Annotated in this window: 24 protein-coding genes and 1 tRNA gene; 4 read left to right on the top strand and 21 right to left on the bottom strand. The window is 74.9% G+C overall.

The genetic code is table 11. From position 1 onward, the window contains the following. Positions 1–81: 81 nt before the first annotated feature. The 3 genes from RQM47_RS13425 to RQM47_RS13415 all read right to left on the bottom strand — a co-directional run bounded on the left by RQM47_RS13425 (position 82) and on the right by RQM47_RS13415 (position 1,770). Positions 82–165: transfer RNA gene (locus tag RQM47_RS13425), tRNA-Leu, on the bottom strand. A gap of 19 nt (positions 166–184) precedes the next feature. Beyond that, positions 185–1,105, bottom strand: a complete 921-nt coding sequence (locus RQM47_RS13420; RefSeq protein ID WP_314009291.1) for a peptidase — start codon at positions 1,103–1,105, stop codon at positions 185–187. Then, a complete protein-coding gene (locus tag RQM47_RS13415) occupies positions 1,102–1,770 on the bottom strand; it encodes a DNA-processing protein DprA (RefSeq protein ID WP_314009438.1) in 669 nt (222 codons plus the stop codon). The genes RQM47_RS13420 and RQM47_RS13415 overlap by 4 nt, the downstream gene beginning before the upstream one ends. 687 nt (positions 1,771–2,457) lie before the next feature. Between RQM47_RS13415 and RQM47_RS13410 the strand changes: the two genes are divergently transcribed. Then, on the top strand, positions 2,458–3,054 hold the full coding sequence (locus tag RQM47_RS13410) for a response regulator (protein ID WP_314009290.1): 597 nt from the start codon (positions 2,458–2,460) through the stop codon (positions 3,052–3,054). Positions 3,055–3,103: 49 nt separating this feature from the next. Here RQM47_RS13410 and RQM47_RS13405 read toward each other — a convergent pair whose 3' ends face one another. The 5 genes from RQM47_RS13405 to RQM47_RS13385 all read right to left on the bottom strand — a co-directional run bounded on the left by RQM47_RS13405 (position 3,104) and on the right by RQM47_RS13385 (position 7,036). Beyond that, complete coding sequence (locus tag RQM47_RS13405) at positions 3,104–3,655, bottom strand: hypothetical protein (protein WP_314009289.1); 552 nt, start codon at positions 3,653–3,655, stop codon at positions 3,104–3,106. Between the two features lie 112 nt (positions 3,656–3,767). Beyond that, positions 3,768–4,736, bottom strand: coding sequence for a threonine aldolase family protein (locus RQM47_RS13400; RefSeq protein ID WP_409945981.1), 969 nt, complete (start codon positions 4,734–4,736; stop codon positions 3,768–3,770). Between the two features lie 157 nt (positions 4,737–4,893). Next, positions 4,894–5,541 carry a monofunctional biosynthetic peptidoglycan transglycosylase gene (mtgA, locus tag RQM47_RS13395; protein WP_314009287.1) on the bottom strand — a complete coding sequence of 216 codons (648 nt, stop codon included), beginning with the start codon at positions 5,539–5,541 and terminating at the stop codon, positions 4,894–4,896. A 47-nt stretch (positions 5,542–5,588) separates the two neighbouring features. Then, a complete protein-coding gene (gene greA / locus RQM47_RS13390) occupies positions 5,589–6,062 on the bottom strand; it encodes a transcription elongation factor GreA (RefSeq protein ID WP_311661895.1) in 474 nt (157 codons plus the stop codon). Between the two features lie 203 nt (positions 6,063–6,265). Beyond that, on the bottom strand, positions 6,266–7,036 hold the full coding sequence (locus tag RQM47_RS13385) for a C40 family peptidase (protein ID WP_314009286.1): 771 nt from the start codon (positions 7,034–7,036) through the stop codon (positions 6,266–6,268). Between the two features lie 337 nt (positions 7,037–7,373). Between RQM47_RS13385 and RQM47_RS13380 the strand changes: the two genes are divergently transcribed. Then, complete coding sequence (locus RQM47_RS13380; protein WP_314009285.1) at positions 7,374–7,886, top strand: BrxA/BrxB family bacilliredoxin; 513 nt, start codon at positions 7,374–7,376, stop codon at positions 7,884–7,886. A gap of 133 nt (positions 7,887–8,019) precedes the next feature. Here RQM47_RS13380 and RQM47_RS13375 read toward each other — a convergent pair whose 3' ends face one another. The 4 genes from RQM47_RS13375 to RQM47_RS13360 all read right to left on the bottom strand — a co-directional run bounded on the left by RQM47_RS13375 (position 8,020) and on the right by RQM47_RS13360 (position 13,551). Beyond that, positions 8,020–9,501: a lipopolysaccharide biosynthesis protein gene (locus RQM47_RS13375; RefSeq protein WP_314009284.1), complete on the bottom strand. Its 1,482-nt coding sequence runs from the start codon at positions 9,499–9,501 to the stop codon at positions 8,020–8,022. Between the two features lie 91 nt (positions 9,502–9,592). Continuing rightward, positions 9,593–10,561 carry a GNAT family N-acetyltransferase gene (locus RQM47_RS13370; protein ID WP_314009283.1) on the bottom strand — a complete coding sequence of 323 codons (969 nt, stop codon included), beginning with the start codon at positions 10,559–10,561 and terminating at the stop codon, positions 9,593–9,595. Between the two features lie 248 nt (positions 10,562–10,809). Next, a complete protein-coding gene (gene hslU / locus RQM47_RS13365) occupies positions 10,810–12,285 on the bottom strand; it encodes an ATP-dependent protease ATPase subunit HslU (RefSeq protein ID WP_311661903.1) in 1,476 nt (491 codons plus the stop codon). 273 nt (positions 12,286–12,558) lie between these two features. Next, on the bottom strand, positions 12,559–13,551 hold the full coding sequence (locus RQM47_RS13360; protein ID WP_311661905.1) for an NYN domain-containing protein: 993 nt from the start codon (positions 13,549–13,551) through the stop codon (positions 12,559–12,561). A 357-nt stretch (positions 13,552–13,908) separates the two neighbouring features. Here RQM47_RS13360 and RQM47_RS13355 point away from each other — a divergent pair, with 357 nt between their 5' ends. Further along, positions 13,909–14,370 carry a hypothetical protein gene (locus RQM47_RS13355; protein ID WP_311661907.1) on the top strand — a complete coding sequence of 154 codons (462 nt, stop codon included), beginning with the start codon at positions 13,909–13,911 and terminating at the stop codon, positions 14,368–14,370. 70 nt (positions 14,371–14,440) lie between these two features. On the opposite strand, the gene hslV is transcribed toward RQM47_RS13355, so the two are convergent. Continuing rightward, the gene (hslV, locus tag RQM47_RS13350; protein ID WP_311661909.1) at positions 14,441–14,989 is read right to left on the bottom strand and encodes an ATP-dependent protease subunit HslV; all 549 of its coding nucleotides are present in this window, start codon (positions 14,987–14,989) and stop codon (positions 14,441–14,443) included. 224 nt (positions 14,990–15,213) lie between these two features. Here hslV and RQM47_RS13345 point away from each other — a divergent pair, with 224 nt between their 5' ends. Further along, the gene (locus tag RQM47_RS13345) at positions 15,214–16,629 is read left to right on the top strand and encodes an Ig-like domain-containing protein (protein ID WP_311661911.1); all 1,416 of its coding nucleotides are present in this window, start codon (positions 15,214–15,216) and stop codon (positions 16,627–16,629) included. A gap of 205 nt (positions 16,630–16,834) precedes the next feature. Here the strand turns inward: RQM47_RS13345 and RQM47_RS13340 are convergent, their stop codons facing one another. From RQM47_RS13340 to RQM47_RS13305, 8 genes are all read right to left on the bottom strand, one after another. Then, positions 16,835–17,035: a hypothetical protein gene (locus RQM47_RS13340; protein ID WP_311661913.1), complete on the bottom strand. Its 201-nt coding sequence runs from the start codon at positions 17,033–17,035 to the stop codon at positions 16,835–16,837. 136 nt (positions 17,036–17,171) lie between these two features. Further along, positions 17,172–18,665, bottom strand: coding sequence for a D-alanyl-D-alanine carboxypeptidase/D-alanyl-D-alanine-endopeptidase (gene dacB / locus RQM47_RS13335; RefSeq protein ID WP_314009282.1), 1,494 nt, complete (start codon positions 18,663–18,665; stop codon positions 17,172–17,174). 433 nt (positions 18,666–19,098) lie between these two features. Beyond that, positions 19,099–20,001, bottom strand: a complete 903-nt coding sequence (gene mreC, locus RQM47_RS13330) for a rod shape-determining protein MreC (RefSeq protein ID WP_314009281.1) — start codon at positions 19,999–20,001, stop codon at positions 19,099–19,101. 124 nt (positions 20,002–20,125) lie between these two features. Next, positions 20,126–21,139 (bottom strand): rod shape-determining protein, encoded by a 1,014-nt coding sequence (locus tag RQM47_RS13325; protein WP_311661917.1) that lies wholly within the window; start codon positions 21,137–21,139, stop codon positions 20,126–20,128. 257 nt (positions 21,140–21,396) lie between these two features. Beyond that, positions 21,397–23,031, bottom strand: coding sequence for a bifunctional phosphoribosylaminoimidazolecarboxamide formyltransferase/IMP cyclohydrolase (gene purH, locus RQM47_RS13320; RefSeq protein WP_314009280.1), 1,635 nt, complete (start codon positions 23,029–23,031; stop codon positions 21,397–21,399). 23 nt (positions 23,032–23,054) lie between these two features. Next, positions 23,055–23,738: a phosphoribosylglycinamide formyltransferase gene (purN, locus tag RQM47_RS13315; RefSeq protein ID WP_314009279.1), complete on the bottom strand. Its 684-nt coding sequence runs from the start codon at positions 23,736–23,738 to the stop codon at positions 23,055–23,057. An 81-nt stretch (positions 23,739–23,819) separates the two neighbouring features. Further along, positions 23,820–24,104, bottom strand: coding sequence for a SemiSWEET transporter (locus RQM47_RS13310; protein ID WP_314009278.1), 285 nt, complete (start codon positions 24,102–24,104; stop codon positions 23,820–23,822). Next, positions 24,101–25,033, bottom strand: a complete 933-nt coding sequence (locus RQM47_RS13305) for an LD-carboxypeptidase (RefSeq protein WP_314009277.1) — start codon at positions 25,031–25,033, stop codon at positions 24,101–24,103. The genes RQM47_RS13310 and RQM47_RS13305 overlap by 4 nt, the downstream gene beginning before the upstream one ends. Positions 25,034–25,047: the final 14 nt, after the last annotated feature.

Here is a 25,047-nt window from a genome sequence, read left to right as displayed (position 1 = left end):
GGCGCCGGCGTGGCCTGGTGCATCAGGCCGCAGGCGGATCGGCGATCGCCCGCCGTGGCCCCGCCCGCCGGGAGCAACGGGTGCGAAAGAGGGGACTCGAACCCCTACGGCCTCTCGGCCACCAGATCCTAAGTCTGGCGCGTCTACCAATTCCGCCACTCTCGCAGGCGACCAAGATAACCGCCTACGCCGCCCCGCCCGCGAGGAGCGCCACGACGCGCGGCGTCACGTCGAGGAGCGAGCGGGCGTCGGCGAACGCGCTCGCGCCGTCGCCCCAGGCCACGAGCGGGACCGGGTGGCGCGTGTGGGTCTTGGTGCCCAGGTCCTCCAGGTTGCCGTGGTCGCTGGTCACCACGAGAAGATCAGCCGGGCCGAGAGCGCCGAGGAGGGCGTCGAAAAAGCGATCGAGCGACCGAAGGACGGCCGCCGCGCGGTCCGGGTCGCGGCTGTGCCCGGCCTTGTCGGTCAGGAAGTACTCGGACAGCGTGAACGCGTGGCGCCGTGCGAGGCGCGCGAGGCGCCGCGCCGCCTCGGCCTCCGTCGTCGGCTCGTGGTCGGGGTCGAGCAGGCGCGCCCACGTCTCGCCCGTGAGGTCGGCCGGGAGCGCCTCGCCGCGCGCGAGGTCGTCCGCCCGGCGCAGGCGGACGCCCGCCGAGTGCGCCGCGAGCGTCGTCGTGGTCCACCGGCCCCGGGCTTCGACGGCCTCGAAAAAGCGGTCGGGATAGGCGTTCGCGAACGCCAGCCGGTCCGGCGCCACCCCGCCCGCGACGAGCCGCGCGAACACGCTCCGCGCGGCGACGGTGGGGCGGACGGCCGTGGGCGGGTACGGCCCAAAGTGGCGCCCGTGGAGGCGGACAGCGTCCTCGCCCGTGAACAGCGCCGACTGCCCGGTCCCGCTCTGCGGCAGCCCGTCCACGCCCAGCGTGGCGTCGATCGGCACGAACACGTGGCGGGCCTCGCGGACCGGCGCGGCCTCGGCCGTCCACCGCTGGCCGCCCGCGAGCTGCTCGAAGGCGGGGAGGTCGAGGGCGCTGAACGGGTTGTCCGCCCCGCCCGGCCCCAGCCCGACGCCGTCGAGGAAGACGAAGACGACGCGCTCGGTCACGCGAGGAGCCCGGCCACGGCGTCGAACGACGCCGGCCCGTCCACGCGGAGCGCGTTCTCGGCCCACGCCGCCTCGGGCGGGGCGGCGCCGACGAGCGCGAGCGGCCGCCCTGCCTCGGCGGCCCACGCGGCGGCCCGATCCTCGGGCGAGTCCGGGGGCGGGGCGACGGTGCAGACGGCGGCCCCGAGCGCGGCCTGCACGAGCGCCCGCTCGCGGTCGTCGTGCTCGAACGGCCCGTGCGTCATGGGGAACGGCGAGACGAGGACGCCGCCGGCGCGGACGGCGGCCGTGGCCCCGGGCCGCATGGCCGGCCGGAGCCGCGCGAGCCCAGCCTCGACCACGACGGCCACGCGGGCGCCGGCCCCGAGCGCCACCTTCTGGAGCGCGAGATCGACCCCGCCCTGGGCGCCGACGATGAGCGCCGCCCCGCCCGACGCCGCCCCGCCCGACTCCGCCGCGAGCGGGGCGGTCAGCACACGTCGGGCGAGCGCCTGGACCGTCTCAAACGGCTCGCCGTCGAGGGGCGCCCGCGCGAGGACCGCGAGCGACGGCCCGGCGAGGGCGCCGGCGTCGCCGTAGGCGTAGAGCACGAGGGGCCGGTCGGCGCGGGGGAGCGCGTCGAGGCCCGCCGGCCACCCCGCCCCGCCCGGAGCGAGCACGCGGATCGCCTTGTCACGGAGCGCCGCAACCTCGGCCTCGGCCCGGTCGAGGGCGGGGCGGAAGACGTCGTCGTCGAACAGCGCGACGACGGTCTGCTCGACGTTCGGGGCGCCCTTCAGGCGGAGCCCGACCTGCTCACGCGGCGTCGCGCGGAGGGCGTCGAGCGTGGGGAACCGCTCGATCAGCCGGTGCGCCGTGACGCGGCCGACGCCGTCGAGCGAGGCGTACGCGAGCGCGAGCGGGGCGGGGTCGGGGGAGATCGGAGCGGGGGTCTGGAGACGGAACGTTACGAATCCGGCTTCTGCCGCGGCGCCCGCCCCGCCCGACGACGACGCGCGCCTGGCGGGGCGGGGTGGGACGAGGCTCGGGCGCGGCCCTAGGGGTCCCTCGGCTGCTCCCGGAGACGCTTTTTCTGTCGGCTGGCGGGTGAAGGTGGCGCACCGATCGACCGATACCCCTGCGGCAACGGGCGGCGGAGCCCCTGTCCGGCCCGCTGCCTGCGCGATGCCCCCCGCCCCGCAGGCCTCCGACTCCCACCCCCGGCCCCTGCCACGCCCTCCATGTTCAACTTCCGCCGCCGCTCACCGGCCCCCGACGCTCCTGACGGTCCGGAGCCCCAGCCTGAGCCCACGCCGGAGCTCCCTCCCGTTCCCCCCGACGAGCGACCGCCGCCGGGCCGCGGCCCCGCCCCGATGTCGCCGGTCTCGCCGCTCGTCGCCGAGGCCACGGCGCGGGTGACCGCCCCGCCCGCTCCAGGCCCCGCCCCGCCCGGGGCGCCGGCGTTCGCGCCCCCGTTCGCCCCGCCCGCGGCGGGTCCCCTGGCGGACGACGCCTCGATGATCGTCCGCGCCGGGCCGGCCCCCGACGAGTCCGGTCCCGCGGCGACGGGGCGGCACGTCGAGAAGACCGCCGACCCCGCGAGCGGGCCGGCGATCCTCGTCGTCGAGGACAACAACGACACCCGGATGCTCCTCGAACGCATCCTCCGCTCGACGTACGACGTGACGGCGGTCGGCGACGCGCGGTCGGCGCTCACGGCCATGAACGAGCGCCCGTTCTCCGGGCTCGTGCTCGACATCAACCTGGGCGGGCGCGAGACGGGCGCCGACGTGCTCCGCATCGCCCGGTCGCTCCCCAACCACGACGGCGTGTTCGCCATCGCGCTGACGGCCTACGCCCTCCCGGGCGACCGCGAGCGGCTCCTCGAAGCCGGGTTCAACGAGTACGTCTCGAAGCCGTTTACGCGCCAGTCGCTCATGGACACGCTCAAGGCCGGGGTCGCCGCGTAGCCGCCCCGCCCGCGGGAGGGCGGGGCGGGCACCTTCCGCTCTCCCGCTCCTACGCCACGGCCGAGCCCGTGCGGAGGCCCGGATGGATCGACGTGACGTCGATGGCCTCCCACGGCTGGCCCTCGACCCACACCGGGCGGCCGAACGCCTCGGCGTACTCGACGGCTCGGTGGGCGAAGCGGGCGAACTGGGGCATCGACGCCGCGACGTGGAGCCGGACGCGCCGGCCCAACGTCGTCCGCCCGCTGAGGACGAGGCCGTCCGTGCGGACGTCGATCTGGTCCAGGGCCTGCCACGCCAGCGCCACGCGGCGGCCACCGGCGTCGTGGGCGACGGCCCGCCGGAACGAGAGCTCGATCCGCCACAGGCGCCGGTGGAGGCGGCCCAGCCGCCGGAGGAGCCACGCGGCGTAGGCCGTCAGCACCACCCCGCACGCGAGCGCGGCGAGCCCCGCGTGCGCGGGCGCGACGAGCGTCGAGAGCGGGGCGAGCGCCACGAGGCCGCCGCTGACGAGCGCGAACGCGACCACCAGCCGGCGCGCCCGCGTCCGCACGGAGACGAGCACGCGCTCGTCGTCGAATACTTGGAACCACTCGGCCATCGAGGGAAGAAGAGCGTCAGACGTAATTGTCGAAGTATACGTGAAGGGCGGGGCGGTTGAAAGCGCCCGCCGAGTTCCGGGGAAGACCCGACGGTCGTCTCGTTTCTAACCCTTAGGAGAACAGACGGCGCAGCACGGCGACGGCCCGGTCGAGCGCGGCGTCGTCCACGTCGCGGTGGAGGGTCGCCCGGACCGTCCGCGGACCGAACGCGACCACGCGCACGCCCTCGGCCTCCAGCCGCGCCACGACGTCGGGGGCGGGGTGGCGGAGCGTGTCGAACAGGACGATGTTGCTCTGAGGCCGGGTCACGAGCCGGAACGCGGGTAGCGCCGCCACGGCGTCGGCCAGCCGCCCCGCCCGCGCGTGGTCGTCAGCGAGGCGGTCGCGGTCGTCCAGCGCCACGAGCCCGGCGGCCGCGAGGACGCCGACCTGCCGCATCCCGCCGCCCAAGAGCTTCCGCGTCCGGCGCGCCTCGCGGACGTGCGCCGCCCCGCCCGCGAGGACCGACCCGACCGGCGCGCCCAGCCCCTTCGACAGGCACACGGTGACGGTGTCGAACGGGGCGGCGAGGACGTGGGCGGGGAGGTCCAGGGCGGCGGCCGCGTTCCACAGCCGGGCGCCGTCGAGGTGGAGCGCCAGCCCGTGCCGCCGGGCCACGTCGGCGACCGGGGCGATCGCCTCGGGCGGCACGACCACCCCGCCCGCCTTGTTGACCGTGTTCTCGAGGCACACGAGCGTCGTCCGCGGCTCCCAGTCGACATCGCCGCGGACCACGGCCTCGACGTCGTCGGGGCTGAGCACACCCGACGGTCCGCCGATCGGGCGGAGCTGGACGCCCCACAGCGCGGCCGGCGCCCCGCCCTCGTAGTGGTACAGGTGGCTCCGCTCGGCGACCACGACCTCATCGCCCGGCCGCGTGTGCAGGCGGAGCGCGATCTGGTTGCCCATCACGCCCGACGGCACGAACAGGGCCGCCTCCTTCCCCAGCACCTCGGCCACGACCTTTTCGAGCCGGCGGACCGTCGGGTCCTCGCCGAACACGTCGTCGCCGACCTCGGCCTCGGCCATCGCCCGCCGCATGGCGGCCGTCGGCTGCGTCACGGTGTCAGAGCGCAAGTCAACCACAGTCAAATTCGGAATGTGGAATGCTAAATGCGGAAAGGGGCGTTCCCAAAGCGGGGTAGGTATGGGCGGGGTGGGTGCATGAATTCAACATTCATCATTCCGCATTCCGCGTTTACCACCCCATCTGGCGCATCCGCGTGAGGATGCGGCTCGACGTGCGGCCCATGTCCTGCGGGCGGCGCGCGAGCGGGGCGGGGAGGACGGCGGCGAGCCGGGCCGACTGCTCGCGCGTGAGGGCGTCGGCCGAGGTGCCGTAGTGGTGCCGCGCGGCGGCCTCGGCGCCGAACACGCCCGGCCCCCACTCGGCCACGTCGAGGTAGAGCGTGAGGATGCGGTCCTTGGGCAGGATCAGCTCGGCGAGCAACGTGAGCGGGACCTCGAACGCCTTCCGCACGACCGAGCGGTGCGTCGTCAGGAACAGGTTCTTGACCAGCTGCTGCGTGAGCGTCGACGCCCCGCGCATGGGGCGGCCCGTCCGCTCGGCGGCCTCGCGGGCGGCGCGGAGCTCGTCCCAGTCGAACCCGCCGTGCGTGTAGAACCGGGCGTCCTCGCTGGCGACGACCGCGTGGCGGAGGTCGTCATCTTGTCCGCTCTGCGGGACCGGGTGGTAGCGGAGCTCGTAGGGCTCGCTGGCGACGGCGGCCTCGACGAGGCGCTGGACCTGGACCGTCGTGGCCGGCGGCTCGACCCAGCGGTAGGCGACGAGCAGCAGCGTGCAGGCGACGAGGTAGCCGCCGACGACGGCGACGACGGCGCGCACGACGGCCCCCACGCAGCCCCGCCCGCCCCGCCCCGCCCGCCGGGCCACTATCGTGTGATCTCGAGGATCTCCATCTGGACCGTCCCCGCCGGCACCTTCACGTCGACGACGTCGCCGACCTCGCGGGCGAGGAGGGCCTTGCCGATGGGGCTCTCGACCGAGATCCGGTTCTGCTTGAGGTCCGCCTCCTGGGCCGAGACGAGCGTGTAGGTCGCCTCCTTTTTGGCCTTCTTGTTCATCACGCGGACGTTGGACAAGATGCGGGCCTTCGAGGCGTCGACCTCGTCCTCGTTGACGACGCGGGCGTTGGCGACCGTCGTCTCCATCTTGGCGATGCGGGCCTCCAGCAGACCTTGGGCCTCCTTCGCCGCGTCGTACTCGGCGTTTTCCGAGAGGTCGCCTTGGGCGCGCGCCTCGGCGATCTCCTCCGAGATCCGCTGGCGCTCGGTGGTCCGGGCGTGGTGGAGGTCGTCCTTGAGCTTCTGGAGCCCTTCGGGTGTGAGGTAGACGGTGGAGCTCATAGCGGGGGCCGTCCGCGGCCTGGAAAAAAAGCGCATCCCGACGGCGAGGCCGGGATGCGGGAGGGGGGAAGGCGAAGATACGACGGACGGGGCGCGGTCTCAAACCAGCGGCCGGGGCCGTCCGCACGCCGCCCCGCCCGGATGTCGGGGCGGGGCGGCAGTCGTTGCGGGCGGGGCGGCCGTCGTGGCCTGCGGACGGGCGCCTAGCCGCGGGCGCGGCGGGCCTCGCTGCGCGGCGTCGGCCGGCGGCCCGAGGGCTCCTCGATGATCCGGCGCGACATCCAGTAGTACTTCGACCAGTAGCTGGAGGCCAGCTCCGAGATCGTCACGCCGCGGCTGGACGAGGCGTGGATAAACTCGCCGCCCGAGAGGTAGACGCCGACGTGGCGGACGCCGCGGCGGCGGAAGAACACGAGGTCGCCGGGGACGAGCTCCTCCTTGGAGATCGGGACGCCCTCGTACCGCTGCCCGGCCGTCGTGCGCGGCAGCTCGATGCCCAGGTTCGCACGGACGTACTGCTGCACGAACGCCGAGCAGTCGATCCCGCGCCGCGTCGTGCCGCCCCAGCGGTAGGGGATGCCGATCCAGTTCGGGCCGTCCGCGCGGAGCGTCGACTCAACCACGGCGAGCCGGGCCGACGTGCTGCGGCCCGCGCTCCGGGCGGCGATGTTGGCGGCCAACTCCTCGACCGTGACTTCCCGCTCGGACGACACGCGGCGCACGACCGAATCCTGGACCGCCTGGTGCCGGGCGGGGCGGTAGTCGAGGGACCGGCGGGCGGAGCGGGGAACGGGCCGGCGCCGCGGCGCGGCCGTCGCGGCGGCGCCCTGGGGGGACGCTGCCGGGGCGGTCGGGGCAGGGACGATCCGGGACGACGCAGGGCGAGCCTGGGCGTGGGCCGGCGGGGCGGCTACGGCGGTGCAGACCACGAGAGCGGCGAGAAGGGCCGCCGCTCGGACGTAGGGCTTGTGCATCAGGGATAGGGGCCGGGGGGGGCAAAAGGACGTCACCAAACTAGCGGCTGAAGTGGGCATCGGGCGGTCCCCTACGTTGAGGTCGAGCAAAAGGCGAGTAACCCCATGTTCTGTGGTGCGTTTTCCGGGTATCGGGTGGCGCCTCGTCGTCTTAACCCGCTTCAGGAAAAACCTGGGCCGCCCCGCCCGCCAGAGCCCCGGCGCGCGTCGGGGCGAGAGCCGAAAACCGGCCGCCGCGGGCGGGGAGGACCGGTGGGGGAGGAAGCCGTGAAGCCGCGGCCCCGCGGAACGGCCGCTTTCGCCCGCCGGTCCAACGGGCTCACCACCTCTCCTCCCCATGCCGTACCCAGAGCCCCTCGTCGCCCCCATGCGCGACGAACTGACCCGCCTCGGCGTCCGCGAGCTCAAGACCGCCGCCGACGTCGACGCCCTCGCCGACGAGGCCCAGACGGGAACCACGCTGGCCATCGTCAACTCGGTCTGCGGGTGCGCCGCGGCCAATGCCCGCCCCGCCGTCGCCCACGTGCAAGGGCTCGACGTGAAGCCCGACCGCCAGGTGACCGTCTTTGCCGGCCAGGACCTCGAGGCGACCGCCGCGCTCCGCGACCTCCTCGCGGGCCTCCCGCCGTCGAGCCCATCCATGTTCCTCCTGAAGGACGGCGACCCCGTGTTCGCCTTGGAGCGCCGCCACATCGAGGGCCGGAGCGCGAGCGCGATCGCGACCGACCTCAAGGACGCGTTCGAGCGGTTCTGCGGCCCCGACGCCGAGGACGCCCCCGACGAGCCGCTCCGCCCCGAGGCCGCCGCCCCGCCCGCCGGTCGGCCGTCGACGTTCAAGTCGATCCTGTAGGGACGATCAGAGAGGGACGGGGAGGGAGGAGCAGAGCGGGCGGGGTGATCCTCTGGACGCTCCGCCGCTTCCTCCGTCTCCTCACCTGGGGCGGGGCGGTCTGGCCGCCCCGCCCTTTTTGCTTGCCCTCGGGTTACAGCGGGTCGGGCGCGTTTGCTCGGTCCGCCGTTCCGCCCCGCCTCGCCTCCCACGCCAGCGCGCCGACGCCGGCGGCGGCCGCGACGGCGAACACGACCGCCCCGCCCGCGCCGAGCGCGTCGGCCAGGGCGACGGCGGCGGCGAAGGGGAGCGCCCGGCCGAGCGCCCGCGCCGCGTCGGCGGCCGCCCCGCCCAAGGGCACGCCGGCGGCGCGGAAGATCCACCCGAGGTGGAGCGCCCGGAGCGCGGCCCCGGCGACGCCCGCGGCGAGGACGGCGTCGAGCGGGGCCAGCGTCCGCCCCGCCCACACGAGCACGGTCGCCTGGACGGCGAACATGACGGCGCTGATCGCGAGCTCGTCCCGCTGCCGCTCCAGCACGTCGAACACGGACGTGAGGGGCGGGGCGACCGACGCCAGGAGCACCCACGGCGCGATCCGCTGCGCGTAGCGGCCCGCCTCGGCCCACTCGGCCCCGAACACGAACGCGAACAGCGTCGGCCCGGCGACGAGCGCGGCGAGGGCGGGGTAGGCGCAGACGCCCCACAGCCCGCGCGCCGCCGCGCGCGTGAGGGCGGGGAGGCCGCCGGTCCACCGCGCGTCGGCGGCGCGCGGGAAAAACGCCTGGCCGACCGACCCGGCCACGAGCCCGAGCGGCAGCACGAGCGTCCCAAACGCGACCCCGAACTGGCCCACGACGGCCTCGCCGTAGAAAGCGACGAGCGCGAACACGGGCACGCGCGTGGCGAGCACGTTGAGGAGCGCGGCCGGCGCCGAGAAGGCGGGGAACCGCGCGTAGCGGCGGGCGAGCGCCACGACGCGCGCCCGCGTCACGCCCTCCCACAGCCGGCCGTCCGCGAGCGCGAGCCACGACCACGAGACGACCGCCCCGGCGGCGAACCCGGCTGCCACCCCGCCCACGAGCCCGACCGCCGCGCCGTCCGTCGTCCGCGCCACCGTCAGCCCGACGGCGAGCTGCACGCCGACCGTGACGGCGCTCTGCGCGAACCGCGCCGCCGAAACGGCTCGGAACTGGCCGCGCCCCGTGAGCCACGTTTCGGCCGCCCCGCCCGCCTCGACAGACAAGAGGGCGGGGGGGAGCCACGCGAGCGCGAGCGCCGTCGCCCCGCTCGCGAGGCCGAGCCACGGCGCCGCCCACACGCCGAACGCCGCCGCGCCCGTCGCCCCGAGCGCGCACGCGAGCGCCAGCGCGACCACGCTCGCGCGGTCCGCCCCGCCCCGCGGGAGCAGGATGGCCGCGCGGTATCCGCCCGAGGCGACCGTCGACGCGACGGCCAGGACCGTCGTCACGACCGTCAGCACGCCGAACGCCTCGGGCGTGAACAGGCGCGTGAGGGCGGGGCGGGCCGCGAACGCGAGCGCCTGCGCCGCCGCCGCGCCGCCGGCGAGCGTGAGGGCGGGGCCGAGGAGCGGCCGCCCGGCGACCTGCGCGCGGAGCCGGCGGAGGCGCGGCGTCACGGGGCGGCGGGGCGGGGCGGAGCGGCACGTCCGGTCGCCACCCCGCCTGCGAAACGGCCAGCCTGGGCGGGGCGGGGTGGGCGCGCGCCCACTACACGACCGGCCGGACGAGCGCCAGCGCGCGCAGCTCCGGCCGCGCCACGCGCGTGACCCGGAACTGCTGGACGAGCGGGAGCCCGAACGAGCGCTTGAACTCGGCGCCCGAGGGCCGGTTGGCGCCCACGAGGTCGAGGCTGCGCACGCCGTCGGCGTAGAGCCGGTCGCAGACGAGGTGCGTCATAATGGTCATGGCCGAGCCCGGCCGGCTCGCGCCGCACACGAACGCGGCCGCGCGTCCATCGGTCGCGACGGCTTGCGCGCCGGCCGCCCCGCCCTCGGGGTCGCGGAGCACGAACAGGCGCGCGGCGCCCGACGCCACGAGCGCGCCCAGCCACGCCGCCTGCCGCTCGGGGTCCACGGGCGGGGCGGCGCCTTGCCGCGCATACGCCTCGGCTTCGAGCCGCTGGAGCGCGGCCACCCCGCCCGCGTCCTCGTGCAGCGTAAAGTCGCCGGCGCCGCGGCGCACCCGCTTGCGGACGCCGCTGCCGGCCTGCGCCAGCCGCTCCGCGGCGGGGTGGAGCGGTCCAGCGTAAGTGTAGAGGGGCTCGGCCCGCCACCCCGCCCAGGCAAACGGGCGCGCGTCGGAGAGGGCGGGGGGGAGGCGGAACGCGGCGGCGTGGAACCGCTCGCCCACGGCGGCGACGAGCGCGTCGAGCGGGGAGGCGCGGGCGTGGACCTCGTGCGCGGCCGGCGCCTCGGCCAGCACGAACGGCGTGACGGGCGTGAACGGGGGGACGACCGCCAACCGGTACGGCCCCCGGCGCTTCTCGTACGCCACCACGCCGCCCACGAGCGCTCCATCTTGCTCGACGCCGAACGCCCGGGCGCGGAGCCCGAACGCGCCCGCGGTGGCCTCGGCGTACGCGAGCGGGGCGAACGGCGACGGGTCGGCCGCCTCCGCCACCCCGCCCCACGCGCGGCGCACGCTGGCGTCGCCCAGGTCAAGCTCGCGCGCCTCCACCTAGAGCCCCTGTCGATCAGGCGTGGAGTACTGAGAGGCTGTTTGGGGCTGCACAGTATTCTCCTCCCCCCAGCGGGGGGAGGCCGGGAGGGGGGTGACGGACCGACCGCCCCGCCCCAGATCGACGTCTGTCCCCGACCCCGGCCCTCCCCCGGTGGGGGAGGGGGAGATCCCAAACAGCCTCTGAATACCGAGTACGTGTCCGGCCCAAGCCGTACCGCGTACCGAGTACCCTGTACCTCCTCGCATTACAAGATGTACTGGCTGAGGTCGCGGTTTTTGACCACGCCGGCCAGCTTGTCCGTCACGTCTTTTTTCGTGATCGTGACGCGGTCGCCGTGCGGGCCGTCTGGGACCTCGAACAGGAGGTCTTCGAGGAGCGTGGTCAGGATCGTGTGGAGGCGGCGGGCGCCGATGTTCTCGACCTCGTCGTTGACCCCGGCCGCCGTCCGCGCGATCTCGCGGACCGCGTCGTCCTCGAACGTGAGGTGGACGCCCTCCGACGCGAACAGGGCCGCGTACTGCTTGAGGAGCGCGTTCTCGGGCTCCGTCAGGATCTGCACGAAGTCGTCTTCGCTGAGCGAGCCCAGCTCGACGCGGATCGGGAACCGGCCCTGGAGTTCGGGGATGAGGTCGGACGGCTTCGAGACGTGGAACGCGCCCGACGCGATAAACAGGATGTGGTCGGTCTTGACCGAGCCGTGCTTGGTCATCACCGTCGAGCCCTCGACGATCGGGAGCAGGTCGCGCTGGACGCCCTCGCGGCTGACGTCCGGCCCCGACCCGCCCTGGCCCGCGGCACCCTGGCGCCCGGCCACCTTGTCGATCTCGTCGATAAAGACGATCCCCGCCTCCTCGACTTGGCGCAGCGCCTCCTCCTTGGCCGCCTCCTGGTCGACGAGCTTGCCGGCCTCCTCCTGCGTCAGCAGTTCGAGCGCCTCGGGCACCTTCACGCGCCGCTTCTGGCGCTTTTTGCCCATCCCGCCCAGCATCTCCTGGAGGTTGATCCCCATCTCTTCGAGGCCGGCCGGCCCGAACATCTGGAGGTTCGTCGTGCGGTCGAGCGAGACGTCGACCTCGACCTCGCGGTCGTCGAGCTGGCCGTCGCGGAGGCGCGTCCTGAACTTTTCGCGCGTGCGGTGGAGGAGGTCCTCCTCCTCGGGCGTCGTCGTGTCCGTGGCGTTGGGGAACCCCATGCCGGGGACGACCGGCTTCGGCTTCGACGACGGGACGAGCAGGTCGAGCACGCGGTCCTCGGCGTTCGCCGCCGCCTGGTCGCCCACGCGCGCGGCCTGGAGCTCGCGGGCCTGCGCGATGGCGAGGTCGACGAGGTCGCGGATCATCGACTCGACGTCGCGGCCGACGTAGCCGACCTCGGTGAACTTCGTGGCCTCGACCTTCACGAACGGGGCGCCGGTGAGCCGCGCGAGGCGGCGGGCGATCTCGGTTTTGCCCACGCCGGTCGGCCCGATGAGGATGATGTTGGCCGGCGTGATCTCGTCGCGCATGGCCTCGTCGGCGTGGAGCCGGCGCCAGCGGTTGCGGAGGGCGATGGCGACGGAGCGCTTGGCCTCGTCCTGCCCGATCACGTACTTGTCGAGCTCGGCGACGATCTGGTGCGGCGTGAGCCGGGCGAGGTCGTCGGGCGGGGCGGCGTCGGTGCCGTTGGCTGCGCCGCCCGGGCGGGCGGCGTCGGGGGGCGTCAGGGTCTGCGTGTCGTCCATCGGGGGGCGGGCGTGGCTCCCGCGTCAGTTTCCGTAGCTACGCCCCTCCCCGCGCAGGGATGCGGGCGGGGCGGCGCCGGCCGACGAGGGACGGGTGAAGAGTGGGCCGCCGCCCCGCTCCAGTAGGAGCGACCGGCGGTCGTCCGGGCCACCCCGCCCGGCGCCTCCATGCGGATGGCCGCCCCGCCCCGCCCACCGGCGGGGGCGGGGTGGACCGTGGGGACCTCCCCCTGTCGTGCGGGCGACCACCAGGGTCCGGCCGCCGCCCCGCCCTTACAGTTCGGGCTCGTCGTCGAACGGGAGGCCGTCGTCGGCGGCCACGACCGGGGCGCCGTGGACCTCCTCGCGGACCTCCACGACGGCGGGGTGGTCGCCGTTGAGGAGCAGGACCGTGTAGTCGTAGGGCATCCCGCGCCGGCGTTCGAGCCGGGCGGCGCCGCACTCCTCCAGGTCGGCCACGAGCGACTTCGGGTCGTGGCCGTCGACCTCGCCGATCTCGTCGGAGAGGCGGCGGAGCAGCGGCGTGAGGTAGATCTCCTCGTACTGGCCGAAAAACTTCTCGATCGTCTCGATGGCGTCGTAGTCGATCTCGTAGGCCGGGTCCTGGACGGCAACGAACTCGGTCGTCTGGATCGGGGCGCCGACCTCGACCTCGGGCGCGAGCGCGTCCGACGGCAGGAGGTCCGCGGCGTCGAGGAACGCCCCGCCCTCGGTGTGCTCCAGCAGGTACGGCGAGAGGTGCTCCTGAAAGCCGATGACGACGACGCGCCGCCCGGCGGCCACGAGTGCCGAGACGACCGGCGCGTAGTCGCGGTCGCCGGAGAGGAGCACGACGGTCTCGACCTCGGGGTGCCGGTCGCGCATCTCGACGGCGTCGACGGCGAGCTGGAGGTCGGTCGTGTTCCGGTGCATCGTCGCCGGCACGTAGACCGGCTCGACGCCGTGGAGGTAGAGGCTCCGCTGGACGTGGCGCGAGTGGTCGTCGAGCCCGCCGAAGTCGGCGTAGGCCCGGCCGCGCGCGAGACGGAGGCCCTCGCCGGCCAGCCGCTCGCGGAGCGCCTTCAGGAGCGCGCTCGCGAGGTCGGCCGTCGAGCCCGTGCGCCGGTCGTCGAGGCGGCCCTTGAGGTAGTGGTGGAGGTTCTGGTAGTCGATGAGGATCGCCGCCTGCCGCGTGGCCTCCTCGCTCTCGGGCGGGGCGGTCCCTTCGGGCGGGGCGGACGCCGCTGGGGCGGGGCGGTCGGCGGGGTCTCGGGACGTCTCGGGCATGGATCGGACGGGTCAGCGGGGTTCGGAGGGGCGGCCAAAGACAGGCCGCACGATGCCGGCAAACTACGCGCGGGTGGGGCGGTCTCGTGGAACGGCCGGCGCCTCCGACGGGGCACGCCCTATGGACCGGCGGGACGGTGCCAGGAGCGCCCACCGTGATCCGGTAGTCCTGGAGGGCTATGCAGCAGCGGTCGGGAGGCGTAGCGTTCTCTCTCAGCCCCCGCCGGGCCGGCGCCCCGTTGCGCGCTGCATGCTTGGAGCAGAGGGCACGCAGCACGGAACACGCGACCGTCCAGAGCCGACGGAGATCCCGTGACGCTGCGGCAGGCTCCGTTCGCTGTCCGCTCCACCCCGCCCATGCGCCTCCTCCTCCTCCTCCTCGCCGCCGCCGTGGCCGCCGCCGGGTGCGACGCGGTCCCGTCCCCCGGCGACCTCGCCCCCGGCACGTTCGAGCTCTCCGTCGGGGGCAGGACCTCGCAGGGGGAGGCCCGGTTCTACCCCAGCCTCGAGTTCCAGTTCAACCAGGCCGCCGTGTACCTCCGTCCCTGCGCCGAGAACCGATTCGTGATCGAGTCCGACGAGTTTCTCGCGGCCGAACCCGGTGACCGATTCGAGCCGAGGGTGGACTACCGACCACCGGGCCGGAGCTACCAGCGCGTCGGCGGAACGGTCGAGGTCACCGAGCAGACGGCGGAGGGCGTCCGGGGCCGGTTCTCGGTCCGGCTCCGCGACTTCTCGACCGGGCCGGGGACCGGGGGAGACGTGACGGCGCGGGGGGCGTTCTACGCCGTCACGTCGGAGGTCGGCGAGGGGTGCTGAGCGGGGCCGCCGGTCGCGGGTCTCCCAGCTACGGGGCCGCCCCGCCTTCGCGGCGGGCGGGGCAGTCGCCCTACTCCTCCGCGTCGAGCTCCAGGACCGTCGTGTTGAGGTTCGTGTAGATGCAGATCTCGCCCGCGATGCGGAGCCCCTCCTCGACCACCTCGCGCGCCGAGAGCCCCGGGCTGTGCTTCATCATGGCGCGCGCCGCGGCGAGCGCGTAGCTCCCGCCCGAGCCGATCGCGAGGATGGGGTCGTCGGGCTCGATCACGTCGCCGGTCCCCGAGATGAGGAGGAGCCGCTCGGGCGAGGCCACGGCGAGGAGCGCTTCGAGGCGGCGGAGGTAGCGGTCGGTCCGCCAGTCCTTGGCGAGCTCGACGGCGGCCCGCGTCGTGTTGCCGCCGTACTGCTCGAGCTTGGCCTCGAACCGCTCGAAGAGCGTGAACGCGTCGGCCGTCGAGCCGGCGAACCCGGCCAAGAGCTTCCCGCCGTAGAGCGGGCGGACCTTCTGGGCCTTGTGCTTCATGACCGTGTCGCCCATCGTGGCCTGGCCGTCGGAGCCGAGGGCGACCTTGCCGTCGTGGAGGACGCCGAGGACAGTCGTGGCGTGGATCGGGGTCATGCGGGCGGGGCGGCTGGTGGGGCGCGGCTTGACTGAACGCGCCTTGCCAAGGTTGCGAACGCGCGGAGAATCCGGGCGGGGCGGGGAGGAGGAGAAGGAAGAGAAGAGAAGGGCGGGACGAAAGCGCCTCGTCTCCTCCCCGCCGTCCTCGGGCGGGGCGGGCGCTTTAGGGCGGGGCGGGCGCGGCCGATACCGCCGGCCCGTGCCCACCCGCCGCCCCGCCCATGACCCGTCCCCACCGTCTGCTCGCCCTCGCCGCCGTCCTCGCCCTGGCGGGCTGCGACGCGCTCGCCGGCGACGACCTCGCCGCCGTCTCCGGCACCGTCGTCAACGCCGAGACGAGCCGGCCGATCACCGGGGCCACGGTCCAGATCCGGTCGATGGGCCTCGAGATGCGGTCGGACTCCGTCGGCGCGTTCGTGGCCTCGCTCGACATCGACTCGACGGCCGTCCTCGAGGTGACCGCCTTCAAGACCGGGTTCCGCGACACCACCGTCACGACGACCGTCGAGCCGGGGCGGACGCTGTCCCTCCCCGCCCTCGCGCTCACCCCGACGACGGGCGACGACGGGACGTCGGGGCCGGCGGCCAGCATCACGCTCGCGCCCCGCTCGTCGCAGTCGATCGGCGTTTCGGAGACGGGCGGGACCGAGACGGCCTCGCTCGTGTTCGTGGCCCGCGACGCCGACGACCGGCCGGTCGACGGGGCCAACGCCGTCGACATCACCGTCTCGATTCTCCGGGGGCCGGGCGGCGGCGAGTTCCTGAGCCCGGCGGCCCCGGCCACGGTCCGCACCGACGAGAACGGCGAGGCGTCGGTCACGCTCACGAGCGGCACGAAGGCCGGCGTCGTTCAGATCGAGACGCGGGCGGCCGTCGGCGGCCGCGAGATCCGCTCGCAGCCGATCACGCTCGTCGTCCACGGCGGCTTCCCCAGCCCGGACCACCTCTCGGTGGGGGCCGACCAGCTCAACTACCCGCTCCTGGGCACGTTCGGGTTCGAGATCCCGATCAGCGCGCTCGTCGGCGACCGCTACGCGAACCCGGTGCAGCCGGGGACCCAGGTCTACTTTACGTCGACGTCGGGCGTCATCGGCGGCTCGTCCGAGACCGACGCGTCCGGCCGCGCCTCGGTCACGCTGCTCACCGGCAACCCGTCCCCGCCAGGCGGCTGGATCACGGTCTCCGCCCGCACCTCGGGCGCCGACGGCGCGCCCGTCGAGGCCGACGCCCGCGTGCTCCTCACGGGCCGCCCGCAGGTGTCGCTCGAGACGGCCGGGCTGGAGCTCGGGACGTACCGCTACGTCGTCTCCGACGGGTCGGGGCACCCGCTCGCGGCGGGCACCCAGATCTCGGTCGCCGTCGAGGGCCAGAACGTCGTCCCGCGCGGCGACCTCGACGTCTCGCTCGTCGACGAGGTCCGCTCCGGGCCGGGCCGGACCGAGTTCCAGTTCGCCGTCCGCGAGGACGACCCGGCCGGGGACCCTGCCCGTGTCGACGAGATCCTCATCGACGTCACGGGGCCGAACGGGTCCGTCCGCGCCCACCGCGTCCGCGGCGAGGCCGGCGCCCGGCGCCCCGGCGTGGGCGTGCTCACTCCGGGCCGGCCAGTCGTCGGCACGATGCCGCACGAGCGGTAGGGCAGTGGGTCAGTAGATCAGTGGATCCGTAGGAGAACGCCCGCCCCGCCCAAGGTCTTCCGCCCCGCCCCGCTCCTGCCGGGCGGGGCGGTCTTCGCTCGGGCGGGACGGGTGCACGCCGCCCCGCCCGCGTCTACGGACGGCAACGCCCGCCGTGGCTACAGGGTGGCTGTCCGCGGGCGGGGTGGTCCGTACGCCGGCGGCCCTACACCGCCTGCCACGCGAGGACGGCGAGCATCGCCAGCCCGACGATCAGCCACTCGACGGGCACCGCCAGCAGCACGCCCACGGCGACGGCGGAGGCCCCGCGCCCGCCACCCCGCCCCGCCCGCCGGACCTCGGAGCGGACGCTCACAATCAGGCCGACAACGAGCCAGACACCAAAGACGACGAGGAGGACGGTCATGGCCGGAGACGCGGGGGCGGGGCGGTCTCAACGTCCCGGTCCGCCAGAGGGTCCGGCTCCAACGTAGGCCACCCCGCCCGCTCGGCGAGGGCGGGGCGGGCACGCCTTCAGCGTTCGCCGTTCAGCATTCAGCGTTCTACTGCCCCTCGTAGTCGGCCAGGAGCTCGACGATCTGGTCCTGCGCCCGGTTCACGCGGCTCGTGCGGACCGTGTAGTTGTTGCACAGGAGCGAGAACGCGAGGAGGTGCCCGTTGGCGGCCCGCACGTAGCCCGAGAGCGTCCGCGCGCCGGAGATGTAGCCGGTCTTGGCGTGGACGTTGCCGCGGGCGTCGCCCGAGCTGTAGCGGTTCTTGATGGTCCCGGTGAGGCCGCCCACGGCGAGCGAGCGGTAGAACGCGTCGCGCGTGGCCTCGTCGGCGTGCTGGTGCATCCCGCGGAGGACGGCCACGATGCCGACCGGCGTGAGCCGGTTGAGCGCCGACAGGCCGGACCCGTCGGCGATGCGGAACGAGGCGGGGTCGACCCCGATCCGGCGGAGGAACGGCTCGGCCGCCGCGGCGCCGGCCCGGGCCGAGCCCAGCTGGTGGTTCGCGCCGCGGTAGGTGTAGGCGCCGAGCGTGCGGAGGAGGTGCTCGGCGTAGAGGTTGTTGGAGTCCGTGTTCGTCTCGGCCACGATCGCGCCCAGCCGCGGCGACTGGTGCGACGCGATCCGGCGTAGGGACTCGTACTGCGGGCGCCGCCCCCACTCGTCCACGTCGACGGCCTCGCCGCGGACGTCGATGCCGCGCTGGCGGAACACGCCGATCATCGTCGTCACGAAGTAGTCGGTCGGGTTGACGACCGAGAGCGCCTCGCGCTCGACGCGCCCGGCCGGCACCGACGACGTGAGCGTGAACACGTTGTCGCCCAGGTCCCGGCGGTACCCCTCGCGGACGCCGCCGCCCGACGTCGTCGTGGTCTGGTTGACGAGGCGGACGTAGCCGAAGTCGGGCTCGACCTCGATGCGGGCGGGGCGGCCCGGCGACGTCCCGTGGAGGGCCACGTCGACGGTGCCCTCGGCAAACTGGAGGCCCGAGACCTCGGCCCCGTAGTACCACACGAGGTCGTCCCAGCTCCACCCCTCGCCGAGCGAGACGTCGTCGAACACGTCGTCGTCGCCGACGACCGGGCCGGTCACGCGGCGGATGCCGGCGGCCTTGAGCGAGTCGGCCCACTGGCGGAACACGAGCGTGAGGTCTCCGCCGGTGTAGCGGCCGCCGAACGTGGGGTCGCCCGAGCCGCGGACGACGAGCGAGCCCCGGAGCGTCCCGTTCTGGACGTCGCCCTCGGCGTAGAGCCGGGTCGTGTAGCGGAAGTCCGGCCCGAGCGCGTCGAGGGCCGTCGCGGTCGTGAGCAGCTTCATGTTCGAGGCCGGCACGAACCGCTTGGACGCGTTGCGCTCGTAGAGCACCGCGCCCGTTTCGAGGTCGACGACGAGGCCGCCCCAGTAGGCGTCGTCGAACGAGCGCGTGTCGAGGACCGCGTCGACGCGTCCGGCGAGCGCGTCAGGCGAGCGCGTCGGCTGTGCGGCGGGCGCGGCCGCCCACCCCAGGAGCACGAGGAGGGCGGCGAGCGAGAAGCGGTGGGGCATGGGGCGGGGCGGTCGGAAGGGAACGTGTGGCCGCGGGAGCCGGCGGCCGGAGGGCTCCACCGGCGGCCTCGTGCCGGGGTGAAGATCGAACGGGTGCTGCGCAACAATCGTGCGCGCGCCGGCGGGTTCCGCCCCGCCCGGCGGGCAGCGGGCAGCGGGCAGCGGGCGCAAGATGCACCGCCCCGCCCGGGCTCCGGCCTCCACCCCGCCCAGAGCGGTTGTGTCGTCTGAACTCTCCGACTGTCTGGGGAGGGGCGGGGCTCAATGCGTGATCCGTAAGCGCTCCCAGGGAGAGCCGCGCAGCACGAGTCACGCATCCGCTTCGGGCACGACGGACGCCCGACCTCTGATCCCGCCGCGGCCGCCGCCGCGGGCGGGGCGGCCGAACCTGAAACGGCGCCGCCCCGCCCCGGCGCACGGGCGGGGCGGCGGCCTACTCCTCCTCCGGCGTCGTCGCGTCGAGGCGCGCCTCCAGGGCCGCCTCGCGGCGCTCGAGCCCGAGCGAGTCGCGGGCCTGCGCCTCCAGGATCGCCCGCTCCGGGTCGGGCTCGACGAGGAGCACGTAGACGAAGCCGACCTCGGAGATCGGCGCGGCCGGCGTGACGTGGATGATGTAGTCGTTGCGGCCGGCCGCCGCGTACGCCGTGTCCACGCGGCCGATCGGCGTGCCGGCCGGGAAGACGCCCGAGAACGGGCTCGTCGTGACCAGCATCCCGCGCTCGACCGGCTCCGTCTTGACCACGTACTCCATCGTCAGCCGGTCGAACGCCGCCCCGTCCCACCGGACGATCCCCTCGCGGCCCAGCTCCTCGATGACGGCGGGGACCCGGAACTGCGTGTTCTGGTGCGGCATGACGACCGCGTAGCCCGGGCTCGAGAGGACCACGCGCCCCACGATCCCCCGCTCGTTGATGACCGGCATCCCCGGCCGGACGCCGTCGCGGCTCCCGACGTCGATCGTCAGCAGGTTGGTCTGCTCCGTGATGTCCTTCGAGACCACGCGGCCCACGACCCGGGGGGCGTCGAGCGAGTCCTGGAACCCGAGCAGGCTGCGCAGCTGGGCGTTCTCGGCGCGGGCCTCGCGGAGCCTCGCGACCTCGGCCGAGAGCCCGGCCGTCTCGGTCCGCAGCCGCTCGTTCTCGCCGAGCGCCGTGCGGAACTGGGCAGTCCGCTCGAACAGGCCCTCGACGGGCGCGGTCACGGCCAGGCTCGCCGCCCGCGCCGCCCGGAGCGCCGGGCCGTTCCGGCTCACGAAGATGGTGAGCGCGACGAGCAGCAGCGCGCCGAAGATGACGTAGTCGCGCGAGCGCTCCCAGGCCTGCTGTGCAAGAGCCATTCCGGTGAGTCGGTGGGGATCAGTAGGTCCGTGGGGATCAGCGGCTCAGACGGGGCGGGGCGGTCCGTGCGTGCCCACTGACCCAGCGCCTTCCTGAGCCGCGGACTCACCGGCCCGCGGGGTCCTAGTTCGGCGAGAGGACGGGCATGAAGCCGTCGAGGTCTTCGAGGACCGAGCCCGTCCCGCGGACGACGGCCGTGAGCGGGTCGTCGGCCGAGAACACGGGGAGCTCGGTCCGCTCGCGGAGGTAGTCGTCGAGGCCCTTGAGGAGCGCCCCGCCCCCGGTCAGCATGATGCCGCGCTCCAAGACGTCGCCGCCGAGCTCCGGCGGGGTCCGCTCGAGCGCGCGCACGACGGCCGCGGCGATCTGGTTGACCGACGGGCGGAGCGCCTCGCGGACGTCCTCCGACGAGACGACGCGGACCTTGGGCACGCCGGTCACGAGGTCGCGGCCCTTGACCGAGAGCTCGAGCTCGGGCTCGAGCTTCTGCGCGCTCCCGATCTCGCACTTGATCCGCTCGGCCGTGCGGCTCCCGATGAGCAGGTTGTGGTGCTTCTTGAAGTACTGCATGACGGCCTCGTCGAGCTCGTTGCCGCCGACGCGGATCGACTCGTCGACGACGATGCCGTTGAGGGCGATGACGGCGATCTCGGTCGTCCCGCCCCCGATGTCGACGATCATGTTGCCGACCGGCTCCTGGACGTGGAGGCCGATCCCGATGGCGGCCGCCATGGGCTCGTCGATGAGCATGACCTGGCGGGCGCCCGCGTTCTGGGCCGCGTCCTTGACCGCCCGGCGCTCGACCTCGGTGATCCCCGAGGGGACGCAGATGACCATCCGCCCGATCGACGTCATGAACCCGGGCTTGACGCGCTTGATGAACCCGCGGATGAGGGCGTCGGCGACCGAGAAGTCGGCGATGACGCCGTCGTTGAGCGGCCGGATCGTCTCGATGTCCTTGTGGGTCCGCTCGTGCATCATGAGCGCCTCCTGGCCGATCGCGACCGGCTTCCCCGAGCGCCGGTCCATGGCGACGATGGACGGCTCGTTGAGCACGATCCCCTTGTCGCGGACGTGGATGAGGGTGTTGGCGGTGCCGAGATCGATGGCGATGTCGACGGAGAACGGGTTGAGCACGGGCGGGGCGGGCAGGCGGGCGCCGGTCGGGGGCGGGGGACGAGCCGGCGGTCCACGCCACCCGTGGAGCGAAGGGTCGGGAGTGCCGCGGCGCGCGGCGCCCCCAAGCTAACGACAGGGCGCCCGGGGCAGTCCGGGGCGGCGCGGATGGATTTTCCGCCCCGCCGGCGGGGGCCGGCGGCGGGCGGGCTCCACTCGCGGGTTCGGGCGGGGTGGTGCACTCGGCGCCGCCCCGCCCCGGGCGGGGCGGGCGCCCGTCAGTGGCGGAAGTGGCGGCGCCCGGTGAACGCCATGGCCAGGCCGCGGGCGTCGGCCGCCGCGACCACCTCGTCGTCGCGGACCGACCCGCCCGGCTGCACGGCGGCCACGGCGCCGGCTTCGGCGGCGGCCTCCAGGCCGTCGGCGAACGGGAAGAAGGCGTCCGAGGCGACGACGCACCCGGCAAAGTCGAGCCCGCTCTTGGCGCCCTTGGCGACGGCGACCTCGCTCGCGTCGATCCGGCTCATCTGCCCGGCCCCGACGCCCAGCGTGGCCCCGTCGCGGGCGTAGACGATGGCGTTCGACTTGACGTGCTTGCACACGCGCCACGCGAAGTCGAGGTCGGCCCACTCCCGCTCGGTCGGCGCGCGCTCCGTCGGGACGGACCACGCGTCCCGCAGCTCGGCGGCCGGTGCGAGCGGCCCGTCGGGCGCTTGGGCGAGGACGCCGCCGGCCACGCTCCGCAGCACGGGCGCGGGGCGGGCGGGGCGTGGCAGCGCGCGGACGAGCCGGCGGTTCTTCTTCTGCTCCAGGAACGCCAGCACGCCGTCCTCGAACGCGGGCGCGATGACGATCTCCGTGAACACGGCGTCGATGGCCTCGGCCGTCGCCCGGTCGAGCGGCCGGTTGACGACGACGATGCCGCCGAACGGGCTCTGGCGGTCGGTCGCGAACGCCTTGTGGTAGGCGGCCTCCAGCCCGCCCGCGGCCTGCCCGACGCCGCACGGGTTCGTGTGCTTGAGGATGGCGACCGTGGGCGGGGCGGCGTCGAACTCGGCGATGAGGTCGAGCGCGGCGGTGAGGTCGAGGAGGTTGTTGTACGACAGCGCCTTGCCGTGGAGCGCCTCGTAGCGGGCGGCGGGGTCGCCGTAGAGCGCGGCCGCCTGGTGCGGGTTCTCGCCGTAGCGGAGCGCCTCGGCGCGCGGGAGGTCGAGGAACAGGGCGTCGGGGAGCGGGGCGGCCGCGTCGTCCTCCGCCCCGCCCGTGGCCGCCCCGCCCTCAGAGTCCGCCCCGCCCGCGAAGTAGGCGGCGATGGCGGCGTCGTAGTCGGCGGTGTGCGCGAAGGCCGCGTGGGCGAGGCGGCGGCGCGTGGCCAGGCCGAGCGTGCCGCCGTGGTCTTCGAGCTCCTGGGCGACCGCGTCGTAATCGCCCGGGTCAACGACGGCGCCGACGAAGGCGAAGTTTTTGGCCGCCGCGCGGAGCATGCCCGGCCCGCCGATGTCGACGTTCTCGGCCGCGAGCGCGTCCGTCACGTCGGCGCTCGCGACCGCCTCGCGGAACGGGTACAGGTTGACGACCACGAGGTCGATCGCGCCGATCCCGTGCTCGTCCAACTCGGCGAGGTCGGCCGCGCTCGTGCGCCGTGCGAGGATGCCGCCGTGGACGCGCGGGTGGAGGCTCTTGACGCGCCCGCCGAGGATCTCGGGGAAGCCGGTCACGTCGGCCACGTCGGTCACGTCGAGGCCGGCGTCGCGGAGCGCCCGCGCCGTCCCCCCGGTCGAGAGCAGCTCGACGCCGAGCGCGGCGAGGCGCCGCCCGAGCTCGGCCAGCCCGCTCTTGTCGCTCACGGAGAGGAGCGCGCGGCGGACCGGGGCGCGGTCGTCGGGGGCGGGGAGGTCGGCGGTTTCGATCATCGGGTGGTTCGGGGTTCGGGAGTTCAGGGTCCGTTGGGTTGTTGACCAGGGCGGGGCGGTTCGTCCATCGAACCCTGAACCCTGAACCCTGGACCCGTAATCGTGACGCGGCCGTCTTCTACGCGGAGCCGGTCCTGCGCCAGGAGCTGGAGGGCGGCGGGGAAAATCCGGTGCTCGACGGCCAGCACGCGCGCGGCGAGCGCCTCGGCCGTGTCGCCGGACTCGACGCGGACGGCCTCTTGCAGCACGATCGGGCCGGTGTCGTAGTCGCCGTCGACGAGGTGGACGGTCGCCCCGGACACGCGGCAGCCGGCGTCGAGCACGCCCTGGTGCACGCGCCGCCCGTACCACCCCGCCCCGCCGAACGCGGGCAAGAGCGACGGGTGGACGTTGAGGACGCGGTGCCGGAACGCCTTCAACACAGCGTCGGGAACTCTCTTGAGGTAGCCCGCGAGGGCGATCGCGTCCGCATCGTGCTCCCGCAGGGCGCCGAGGAGGGCGTCGGCGAACGCGGCCTCGCCGTCGAAACGGGCGGGGGGGAGGACCGCCACCGGCAGCCCACGTGCCTCCGCTCGGTCCAGGACGCCGGCGCCCGGCCGGTCCGTCACCACGAGGGCCGGATCGGCGTCGAGGCGGCCCGCGTCGACGGCGTCCAGGATGGCGCCGACGTTGGAGCCGCCGCCGGAGGCGAAAAAGGCGAGGCGCACGGGCGAACCGGGCAAGGGGCGGGGTGGCGAGCCGCGGTCCGCCCCGCCCGCACGGCGCGGGTCGGGGCGCGGGCGGGGCGGTCAGGGCGCGCGGCGGCGGGCGGCGGCGCGCCGCCGGCTGAGGAGGACGTGGGCCAGGACGGCGCCGACGAGCACGATCGTGACCGCGTTGGCCAGGATGATGGGGAGGTCGTCCACGGCGATCCCGTACGCCAGCCACGCGACGAGGCCGGCCAGCAAGATCGCGTACGTCCCCATCGAGAGGTCGGCCGACGACCCCGACCGCCACGTCTTGACGACCTGGGGGATGTAGGCGCCCGTCGTGAGCGCGGCCGCGACGAGTCCTAGGACAGTTACTGCACTCATGCCGTCACCGGGTCCAGGACCGTCAACGCCGCCGCCCCGCCCCCGACCGCGAGGTGGGCTCGAACGCCGACGGGCACGGTCACCTTGCGCGGGACGTGGCCGTAGACGAGCCCGGTCGCGACGGGGCCGTCGACGAACCGGGCGTAGTGCGCGAGCACCTCGTCGACCGACAGGCTGGGGCGGTCGGCGGGCGGGGCGGCGTCCGTGAACTGGCCGAACACGAGGCCGCCCAGGCGGCCCAGCACGCCGGCCAGGCGGAGCCGCGCGAGCAGCCCGTCGATCCGGTACGGCGGCTCGCCGACGTCCTCCAGGAACAGGATCGCGCCGTCGAGGGCGGGGAGGTAGGGCGTGCCCACGAGCGCGGCCGTGAGCGCGAGGTTGCCGCCCAGGAGCACGCCCTCGGCCTCGCCGTCCTGGAGCGGGGCGAGCCGCTCGTCGCCCGGCCCGGCCAGGTCGTACCCGGCCGCCCCGCCCACGACGCGCCAGAAGGCCGCCTCGGATTGGGCGTCGAGGCCTGGCCAGTCCGGCGCCACCATCGGGCCGGAGACGCCGGGCAGCCCGGCGCGGGCGTAGAGCGCGAGGTGGAGCGCCGTCACGTCCGAGTACCCGACGACGAGCGGGCGGTGGGCGCGGGCGGCGTCGTAGTCGATCCGGTCGAGGATGCGGAGCAGCCCGTAGCCGCCGCGGAGGCACACAACGGCGTCGAGGTCGTCGCGGCGGAGGAGCGCGTTGAGGGCGTCGGCGCGGGCGTCGTCGGCCCCGGCGAGGTAGCCGACCGCCCCGCCCGCGACGGGCGCGGCCTCGACGGCGAGACCGCGCGCGCGGAGCGCGGCGAGCCCGGCCTCGGCGTCGGCCGGGTCGAGCGCGGCCGACGACGGCGCGGCCACGGCGACGCGGCCGAACGGCAGGAGCGGGGCGGGGCGGGGCACGGCGCGGTGGCAGG

Source organism: Rubrivirga sp. S365, assembly GCF_032248475.1.
GTDB lineage: Bacteria > Bacteroidota > Rhodothermia > Rhodothermales > Rubricoccaceae > Rubrivirga > Rubrivirga litoralis.
The sequence above is the reverse complement of the archived record's forward strand: the minus strand, read 5'-3'. Positions and strand labels throughout refer to the sequence as shown.

What these genes read in the sequence shown, in the direction of transcription:
- RQM47_RS13410 (WP_314009290.1), top strand. Translation starts at nt 2,458, where the DNA reads ATGTCGCCGGTCTCGCCGCTCGTCGCCGAGGCCACGGCGCGGGTGACC.
- RQM47_RS13405 (WP_314009289.1), bottom strand. Translation starts at nt 3,655, where the DNA reads ATGGCCGAGTGGTTCCAAGTATTCGACGACGAGCGCGTGCTCGTCTCC.
- RQM47_RS13400 (WP_409945981.1), bottom strand. Translation starts at nt 4,736, where the DNA reads ATGCGGCGGGCGATGGCCGAGGCCGAGGTCGGCGACGACGTGTTCGGC.
- greA (WP_311661895.1), bottom strand. Translation starts at nt 6,062, where the DNA reads ATGAGCTCCACCGTCTACCTCACACCCGAAGGGCTCCAGAAGCTCAAG.
- RQM47_RS13385 (WP_314009286.1), bottom strand. Translation starts at nt 7,036, where the DNA reads ATGCACAAGCCCTACGTCCGAGCGGCGGCCCTTCTCGCCGCTCTCGTG.
- RQM47_RS13380 (WP_314009285.1), top strand. Translation starts at nt 7,374, where the DNA reads ATGCCGTACCCAGAGCCCCTCGTCGCCCCCATGCGCGACGAACTGACC.
- hslU (WP_311661903.1), bottom strand. Translation starts at nt 12,285, where the DNA reads ATGGACGACACGCAGACCCTGACGCCCCCCGACGCCGCCCGCCCGGGC.
- RQM47_RS13360 (WP_311661905.1), bottom strand. Translation starts at nt 13,551, where the DNA reads ATGCCCGAGACGTCCCGAGACCCCGCCGACCGCCCCGCCCCAGCGGCG.
- RQM47_RS13355 (WP_311661907.1), top strand. Translation starts at nt 13,909, where the DNA reads ATGCGCCTCCTCCTCCTCCTCCTCGCCGCCGCCGTGGCCGCCGCCGGG.
- hslV (WP_311661909.1), bottom strand. Translation starts at nt 14,989, where the DNA reads ATGACCCCGATCCACGCCACGACTGTCCTCGGCGTCCTCCACGACGGC.
- RQM47_RS13345 (WP_311661911.1), top strand. Translation starts at nt 15,214, where the DNA reads ATGACCCGTCCCCACCGTCTGCTCGCCCTCGCCGCCGTCCTCGCCCTG.
- RQM47_RS13340 (WP_311661913.1), bottom strand. Translation starts at nt 17,035, where the DNA reads ATGACCGTCCTCCTCGTCGTCTTTGGTGTCTGGCTCGTTGTCGGCCTG.
- dacB (WP_314009282.1), bottom strand. Translation starts at nt 18,665, where the DNA reads ATGCCCCACCGCTTCTCGCTCGCCGCCCTCCTCGTGCTCCTGGGGTGG.
- mreC (WP_314009281.1), bottom strand. Translation starts at nt 20,001, where the DNA reads ATGGCTCTTGCACAGCAGGCCTGGGAGCGCTCGCGCGACTACGTCATC.
- purH (WP_314009280.1), bottom strand. Translation starts at nt 23,031, where the DNA reads ATGATCGAAACCGCCGACCTCCCCGCCCCCGACGACCGCGCCCCGGTC.
- RQM47_RS13310 (WP_314009278.1), bottom strand. Translation starts at nt 24,104, where the DNA reads ATGAGTGCAGTAACTGTCCTAGGACTCGTCGCGGCCGCGCTCACGACG.